This window comes from Inquilinus limosus MP06 (assembly GCF_000767795.1).
Taxonomy (GTDB): Bacteria; Pseudomonadota; Alphaproteobacteria; order DSM-16000; family Inquilinaceae; genus Inquilinus; species Inquilinus limosus_E.
The window spans coordinates 1-7,067 of the sequence record NZ_JANX01000327.1; the positions used below are offsets into that span (position 1 = coordinate 1).

A 7,067-nucleotide genomic window follows, 5' to 3' on the forward strand; every position below is an offset into this window, starting at 1 on the left:
GCTGGCCTATGAGGACGGCACCGCCACCTTCCTCGCGCTCGACCCGACCCCGGCCGGCGGGGCGGTGCCGGTCGGCTTCGCCCTGTGCGGCCGGGCCCGCGGCGCGCCCGGCATCGGCTGGGGCGAGATCTACGCCCTCTACCTGCTCGACCGGGCCAAGGGGAAGGGGCACGGAAGGGCGCTGATGGCCGCCGCGTCCGCCTGGTTCGGCGAGCGCGGCATGACCCCCTTCATGCTGTGGGCGCTGACCGCCAATTTCCGCGCCACCGGCTTCTACCGCCATCTCGGCGGCGAGGCCTATGCCGACCGGCTGGAGCGGTTCGGCGGCGCCGTGCTGGCCGAGAGCGCCTTCCGCTTCGACAAGCCGATCGCGGCGGCCGGATGAAAGCCGCCCTGGCGCTGTACCTGCTGGCCGCCAGCGTCGCCGCCTTCGCCCTGTTCGCCTGGGACAAGGGATGCGCCGTCGCCGGCCGCCGCCGGATCCCGGAGCGCACGCTGCTGACGGTGGCCGCGATCGGCGGCATGCCGGGCGCCATTGCCGGCCAGCGGCTGCTGCGCCACAAGACGCGGAAGGAGCCGTTCCGCACACGGCTGCTGTGGATCGCCGGGGCCCAGCTGGCGCTGGTGGCCGTCCTCGCCGCCTTGGTGCTGGCCTGACCGGCCTGCGCCGTCACCGAACCGTCATCCGCGCATGGACGTTGCGCGCCGGGCGCGGGCCGCATCGCTTGTCCTGGGGGCGGGGGGAGGGTAAAGCTCCATCCCACCGCCCGACCCCGGAGTTGCCATGACCGCCCCGACCGCTATGCCGTCGCCGGACCGCATCCTCATTCTCGATTTCGGCAGCCAGGTCACCCAGCTGATCGCCCGCCGGGTCCGCGAATCCGGCGTCTATTGCGAGATCTGGCCGTTCAATCATGCCGGCGACGACCGCATCCGCGCCTTCGACCCGCGCGGCGTCATCCTCTCCGGCAGCCCCGCCTCGGTCACCGAGGAGGGCTCGCCGCGCGCGCCGCAGCTGGTGTTCGAGCTCGGCGTGCCGGTGCTGGGCATCTGCTACGGCCAGCAGACCATGTGCGAGCAGCTGGGCGGCGCGGTGGAGGGCGGCCATCACCGCGAATTCGGCCGCGCCTGGCTGGACATCCGCGAGAACTGCACCCTGTTCGACGGCGCCTGGGCGGTCGGCGCGCGCGAGCAGGTGTGGATGAGCCATGGCGACCGCGTCACCCGCCTGCCGGACGGCTTCCGCATCGTCGCCACCAGCGAGAACGCGCCCTATGCCGCGATCGCCGACGACGCCCGCCGCTACTACGGCGTGCAGTTCCATCCGGAGGTGGTGCACACCCCGCATGGCGCGGCACTGCTGCGCAACTTCACCCACCATGTCTGCGGCTGCACCGGCAGCTGGACCATGGCCGCGTTCCGCGACGCCGAGATCGAGAAGATCCGCGCCCAGGTCGGCGACGGCAAGGTGATCTGCGGCCTGTCGGGCGGCGTCGACAGCGCCGTCGCGGCGGTGCTGATCCATGAGGCGATCGGCGACCAGCTGACCTGCATCTTCGTGGACACCGGGCTGATGCGCTCGGGCGAGGCGGAGCAGGTGGTGTCGCTGTTCCGCGGCCACTACAACATACCGCTCGTCCACGTCGACGCGTCGGAGCTGTTCCTCGGCCGGCTCGAGGGCGTCACCGATCCGGAGCAGAAGCGCAAGATCATCGGCGCCGCCTTCGTCGAGGTGTTCGACGCCGAGGCGGAGAAGATCGATGGCGCCCGCTTCCTGGCCCAGGGCACGCTGTACCCGGACGTGATCGAGAGCGTGTCCTTCACCGGCGGCCCGTCGGTGACGATCAAGAGCCACCACAATGTCGGCGGCCTGCCGGAGCGGATGAAGCTGGCCCTGGTCGAGCCGCTGCGCGAGCTGTTCAAGGACGAGGTGCGAGCGCTGGGCCGCGAGCTGGGCCTGCCGGAGACCTTCGTCGGCCGCCACCCGTTCCCGGGACCGGGGCTGGGCATCCGCATCCCCGGCGCGGTCAGCCGCGACATGCTGGAGATCCTGCGCAAGGCCGACGTGATCTATCTCGAGGAGATCCGCCGCGCCGGCCTGTACGACGCGATCTGGCAGGCCTTCGCGGTGCTGCTGCCGGTGCGCACGGTGGGGGTGATGGGCGACGGCCGCACCTACGACTATGTCTGCGCGCTCAGGGCCGTGACCTCGACCGACGGCATGACCGCCGACTACTACCCGTTCGATCACGAATTCCTGGGCCGGGTCTCGACCCGCATCGTCAACGAGGTCCGCGGCATCAACCGCGTCGTCTACGACATCACCTCGAAGCCGCCGGGGACGATCGAGTGGGAGTGAGGGGGGCGGCCGATGGCAATAGCGTAGTTTCGGCGGCATCTTTCGCCTTCGCTTGATTGCCGTCCCCGCCCGTCTTTCACTCCCATTGAGCTGGCCTACTCCACCTGTTCCGCAGAACTGATCTGCGCGCCCTCTCAGGAGGATGTAAAGCCGCTTCGATGGTGGGAGTACTCCTGCGTAGAGTAGCGTGCACAAAGTCGGGCCTGCCTTGCGCCCATTCGTGACGTTCAGGGGCAGGAGTGATCTCGCCGAACACGGATGAAGGCAGCGGGACAGTATACCTCTGCCCCGAACTGGAGCTGCGGAATTCCGGCCCCCGGGGGGTGCTCGTCTGATATTGCCGCTGTGATCTGCCGTTCCGTAGGACACAAACTGAAGGACCACTTTACATCGGACGAGCAGATCACGGATCAATCGTCCTCATCTTCTTCGCCCTCCTCGTCATTCGTGCGCTCGCGAGCCCGAACACTCATCTCGATTACGATCTGAGCCATATTAGCGAGATCGTCAGGACATCCGTGATGCGCCGCAAACCGCGACCAGGCCGCCGCCCCGTGCTCGTGGACGACAGCTATGAGCATAGCGTTCTGTAGAATCGCCCGCTCGTCCCGGACTGCGATGAAGGCCTGCACCAGCCTCTCTTCCGTGCGGGGATCGGATGACCTGGTCAAGCCGAACATTGCGAGCTGGACCACTTCATCGTCACCCGGATTTTCTTGAATGCCGCGCAGCAAGACATCGCCGAGGTCGACAGAGATCCCGCCCACGGAAAGGTCCTTCACAAGCTTCTTCGGTAGTCGCTTGGGCGGAGCAAACCGGGCGATCAGTTCGTGCGCCAGTGTGATATCCTCAGGCCACCAATGCCAATGTTCGGCCATTAGCTGCCATGCGCTGCAATCGTCCGACGCTAGTGCCGCCTCCGCGATGGCTTGCCGTAGCTCGCGGCCGACATCGAGTAATAGGGCGAGCGAACCGATCGCCATTTCGCTCGAGAAACAGAGCCGTGCCGCACGTGCGAGCTGCTCGGACGAGAGCGGCCCAAACTTCTTGAGCAGTCCGACGTTCTTGCCGTCGATCAGGGCTTCGTCTCGCTCCATCAGGCTCATCAGCTCGTCTGGAGTGGCGGCGATCAGGTCGAGCTCGACCCGACCGAACAATGCCTTCCCAATCGCGCTGTCGGCTCCGTCGAGCTTTTCCACCATCGAGTCTCCGGGCCTGGCGAGCAACGCCGCGAGTGCCGTGTCCTGATGGTTGCGGTACTTCGCCACCGATGCGCTAAAGAGGTTGCGCAGCTCCGCAATATCTTTGCAGCGCCACCGTTTCTGCTGCGTGAGCGTGGCGTCGAACACGCCCTGGAACACTCCAAGCGACGGCGCTTTGGTTCGCGCCAAGCGATATGCCGCTTCGTCGTGGCGCTCGCGCGGCAAGTGCACCCCACCGGACAGTAGCCAGTACAGAATCTTACCGAGCGAATAAATGTCTGCACTGGCGTCGACATCGAGGTTGCGGCCGTGCTCGAGTTCCGGGGCCATGTAGAAGCGAGGCCCGACCGCCTCATCGGTCGGCGTGATGCGCGGTTCGCCGACCAGAAGCGCCAGCCCCGTATCGGCGATCTTAGCGGTGTCGCCGAACAGGATGACATTGGCGGGCTTCAGGTCGCGGTGCACGGCCGGAACCTGGTGGATGGCCTCTACGCCATCGAGTATCTGCCCGAAAAGCGAAAAGGCTTGCTCCGGCGCATATCCGCCGGCGGGCGCCCGCTCCTCGAGCGAGCCATCGCCCTTTTCCATCACATAATAATCGGTGGTCTCGCCCTTGGACGCGCCCCATTCTTGCACCTGGACGACGTTTTCGACGCCTTTTAGGCGCTGTAGCGTCTCCAACTCACGTGCGAAGCGTCCATGCCGCTTTGGATTCTTTAAACGCTTCAGCAGCCAGATGCCTGGCGGCTTCCCCGTCGCATTGCTGACCTGATAGATCTCGCCTTGGCCGCCCTCCGCGAAGCGCTCGCCTAGGATTGCCCAATTGCCGTATTTCCGCGCCATACCGCAGCTAATAGCCGATCGCCGTATCGCCGTCGATTGCCGCGCGCGTTCAACCCGCTGCTGGGTGGAGCCAACGCTGACGGTACTTTTTCGCCGCAATTTGAGTCCCTGCGTCAGAGCTGGAAAGGACCAGGAAGAGCCGATAGATAGCTTGCGGCGGTGGATGGAAACTCCTCAACGATATCAGCAGTGTAGCTCTCTGACGGGTCCTAGGCCGGTAGTATTTAGGCAGAAAACTATTTTCTTTAATGAATTCAAATGGTTGATAGAATGCCGAACGATCGAGTGGGAGTGAGGGGGGAGCGGAGGAGCAACAATCAGGCTCCGGTGACGGGCTGCCGCTCTTCGTGCTAATGGAAGGGCCACTCATGCCCGACCGCAAATGGTCGCCGTCCGAGAAGAAGATCGCGCGCCGTGCCTATGACGCCGCACTCGGCGTGGCACTTGCGAGAATCCTGGCCGAGTTCAAGGCGAAGGCCGCGCAAGCGGCGACGCCGTCCGAGATGTGGGATCTCGAAGACTATCTGCGCCGGCAGCGCAGGCATATCGATACCCTGTTCGACTATCGGTATTCGCAGCTTACTTTTGTCTTCGCCGCTGCCATCCGCGAAGGCTACATGGATGAGAGCAGCCTTGCCGGCTTATCCGAGGAGAAGCTGGAGCCGATCCGGCGCCTGCTGAGAAGTTGGATGGAAGAGTGAGCGTGATGGCCGGGGCGTGCTGGAGCACGCCGGCGCGCAGCCAAACGTATGCTGATCGACGAAGGTCGCCGCCGTCCATGGCCTCTCCCGACAGCCATTCTATATCGCTGCCATCCGATCCCGCGGCGCCGGAGCTCTCCTGCCGGTCTCCACCCGCGCGCCGCGGCCCGCCCTTGGCAGGAGCGAGCGATGACGTCCGGATTGCAGCGGCTGCGGCTTTCGTCGGGAACCGAGCTGGCCTATCGCGAAGCGGGAGACGAGGGTGCCCCGGCGCTCCTGCTGCTGCACGGCATGCCGAACGCGTCATCGGGCTTTCGCGACGTCATCGGCCCGCTGGCGCGGCATGTCCGCGTCATCGCGCCAGACCTGCCCGGCTCGGCGGCTCGGACCCGCTGGCAGAGCCGTCCTTCGAGGCCTTCACCGACGGCATCGAGGAGCTGCTGGCCACGCTGGAGATCGGCAGCCGGTTCATCTACCTGCATGATTACGGCGCGCCGGTGGGGCTCAGCCTGGCCATGCGCCGGCCCGACCTGGTGCGCGGCCTGATCATCCAGAACGCGAACGCCCATCGCGCCGGCCACGGTCCGCAATGGGCCGAGGTGATGGACTTCTGGTCGTCACCGAACCCGCGCAACGAAGCCGCCGCCACCGCGCACCTCACCCTGGAGGGCACGCGCGACCAGTATGTGAAGGGCGTGCCGGACGACATCGCCGCCCGCATCGACCCGGCGCACTGGATCGAGGACTGGCGCGTCATGTCCTTGCCCGGCCGGTTGGAGAGCCAGCGCGCGCTGGTCGCCGATTACGGCCGGTACGTGGCGCGCTTCGGCGAGATCGCGGCCTATCTGAAGCGGCACCAGCCGCCGGCGCTGCTGCTGTGGGGCCGGCACGACATCTATTTCGAGCTGGCGGAGGTCCTGGCGTGGATGGAGGCGCTGCCGCGGATGGAGGCGCATATCCTCGACGCCGGGCACCTGCTGCTCGAGACCCATTCCGGGCCGGCCGCGCGGCTGATGACGGCGTTCGTCACCGGACAGGCCGCGGCCTGACCCGAGCCCGGCTGAAGCTCATTCGCCCCGCTTCGGCCGGCGTACCGCGCGGATCTTGCCGATGTTGCCGCCGCCGCAGAAGAACCGGTCGCCGCCGTCGGATTCCAGGCCCGACACGTTCACCCCGGCCGGCAGCTCCAGGCTCTCCAATACCTCGCCCGATTGCGGGTCGATCCGGCGCAGCTCGCTCTCCTCGGCCTCCCAGGTGGCGTGCCACAGCTCGCCGTCGACCCAGCTGACGCCAGTGACGAAGCGGTTGGATTCGATGGTGCGCAGCACCTTGCCGGTCTCGGGGTCGACCTGGTGGATCTTGCGCTCCCGGTGCTGGCCGACCCACAGCGTGCCCTCGCCCCAGGCCAGGCCGGAATCGCCGCCGCCGCCCGGTGCCGGGATGCTGGCCAGCACGCGGCCGGTCTCCGGGTCGATCTTCTGGATCCGGCTCTCGGCGATCTGGAACAGGTGCCGGCCGTCAAAGGCCGTGCCCGCATGCGCCGCGACATCGATCGAGCGCGTCACCCGGCCGCTCTTCGGATCGAGGGCGTTCAGCTTGTCGCCCGAGGCGAACCAGACATGCTCGCCGTCATAGGTCACGCCGGCCACGTCCGTGATGCCCGGGAATGGCCCGTATTCGCGGATGATGTCAGCCATGGATCGCTCCTCCGATCATGTGATGGGCCACCCTAGCCCTCGGGCAGCGGGGCCGGGAGTAACAAGGCCGTCGTGAAACCGGGCAGGGGCGGCGTCACCCAGCGGCGCGCCCGGCCATGGCCGAAGGCCTGGACCTTGCCGGTCTCCGCCAGCGCGTCGAGCGCCCGCTGCACCGTGCGCTGGCTGGCGCCCAGCGCCAAAGCGAGGGCCGAGCTCGACCAGGCCTCGCCATCGGCCAGGAAGGCCAGCACCGCCGCATGCCGCT

At 67.0% G+C, this 7,067-nt stretch carries 8 protein-coding genes; 5 read left to right on the forward strand and 3 right to left on the reverse strand.

Annotation, left to right across the window (positions count from 1 at the left end; genetic code table 11):
• From P409_RS21745 to guaA, 3 genes are all read left to right on the forward strand, one after another.
• On the forward strand, positions 1-385 hold a 385-nt coding region (locus tag P409_RS21745), incomplete at its 5' end, for a GNAT family N-acetyltransferase (protein WP_161790445.1).
• Positions 382-657: a DUF1294 domain-containing protein gene (locus P409_RS21750; RefSeq protein ID WP_034843601.1), complete on the forward strand. Its 276-nt coding sequence runs from the start codon at positions 382-384 to the stop codon at positions 655-657. The genes P409_RS21745 and P409_RS21750, both read left to right, overlap by 4 nt.
• Positions 658-784: 127 nt before the next feature.
• Entirely contained in the window at positions 785-2,359 is a 1,575-nt protein-coding gene (gene guaA, locus P409_RS21755) for a glutamine-hydrolyzing GMP synthase (protein ID WP_034843603.1), read from the forward strand.
• Positions 2,360-2,769: 410 nt separating this feature from the next.
• Here the strand turns inward: guaA and P409_RS36360 are convergent, their stop codons facing one another.
• The gene (locus P409_RS36360) at positions 2,770-4,404 is read right to left on the reverse strand and encodes a serine/threonine-protein kinase (RefSeq protein WP_081991690.1); all 1,635 of its coding nucleotides are present in this window, start codon (positions 4,402-4,404) and stop codon (positions 2,770-2,772) included.
• Between the two features lie 368 nt (positions 4,405-4,772).
• Between P409_RS36360 and P409_RS21765 the strand changes: the two genes are divergently transcribed.
• Positions 4,773-5,105: a hypothetical protein gene (locus tag P409_RS21765; protein WP_034843605.1), complete on the forward strand. Its 333-nt coding sequence runs from the start codon at positions 4,773-4,775 to the stop codon at positions 5,103-5,105.
• A 77-nt stretch (positions 5,106-5,182) separates the two neighbouring features.
• Positions 5,183-6,154 carry an alpha/beta fold hydrolase gene (locus P409_RS41410; RefSeq protein WP_343285520.1) on the forward strand — a complete coding sequence of 324 codons (972 nt, stop codon included), beginning with the start codon at positions 5,183-5,185 and terminating at the stop codon, positions 6,152-6,154.
• Between the two features lie 18 nt (positions 6,155-6,172).
• Here P409_RS41410 and P409_RS21775 read toward each other — a convergent pair whose 3' ends face one another.
• Positions 6,173-6,802 (reverse strand): Vgb family protein, encoded by a 630-nt coding sequence (locus P409_RS21775; RefSeq protein ID WP_034843607.1) that lies wholly within the window; start codon positions 6,800-6,802, stop codon positions 6,173-6,175.
• A gap of 32 nt (positions 6,803-6,834) precedes the next feature.
• A partial coding sequence (locus P409_RS21780) for an HTH domain-containing protein (RefSeq protein WP_034843609.1) occupies positions 6,835-7,067 on the reverse strand: 233 nt, incomplete at its 5' end.

What these genes read in the sequence shown, in the direction of transcription:
- P409_RS21775 (WP_034843607.1), bottom strand. Translation starts at nt 6,802, where the DNA reads ATGGCTGACATCATCCGCGAATACGGGCCATTCCCGGGCATCACGGAC.
- P409_RS41410 (WP_343285520.1), top strand. Translation starts at nt 5,183, where the DNA reads ATGGCCTCTCCCGACAGCCATTCTATATCGCTGCCATCCGATCCCGCG.
- P409_RS21750 (WP_034843601.1), top strand. Translation starts at nt 382, where the DNA reads ATGAAAGCCGCCCTGGCGCTGTACCTGCTGGCCGCCAGCGTCGCCGCC.
- P409_RS36360 (WP_081991690.1), bottom strand. Translation starts at nt 4,404, where the DNA reads ATGGCGCGGAAATACGGCAATTGGGCAATCCTAGGCGAGCGCTTCGCG.
- guaA (WP_034843603.1), top strand. Translation starts at nt 785, where the DNA reads ATGACCGCCCCGACCGCTATGCCGTCGCCGGACCGCATCCTCATTCTC.
- P409_RS21765 (WP_034843605.1), top strand. Translation starts at nt 4,773, where the DNA reads ATGCCCGACCGCAAATGGTCGCCGTCCGAGAAGAAGATCGCGCGCCGT.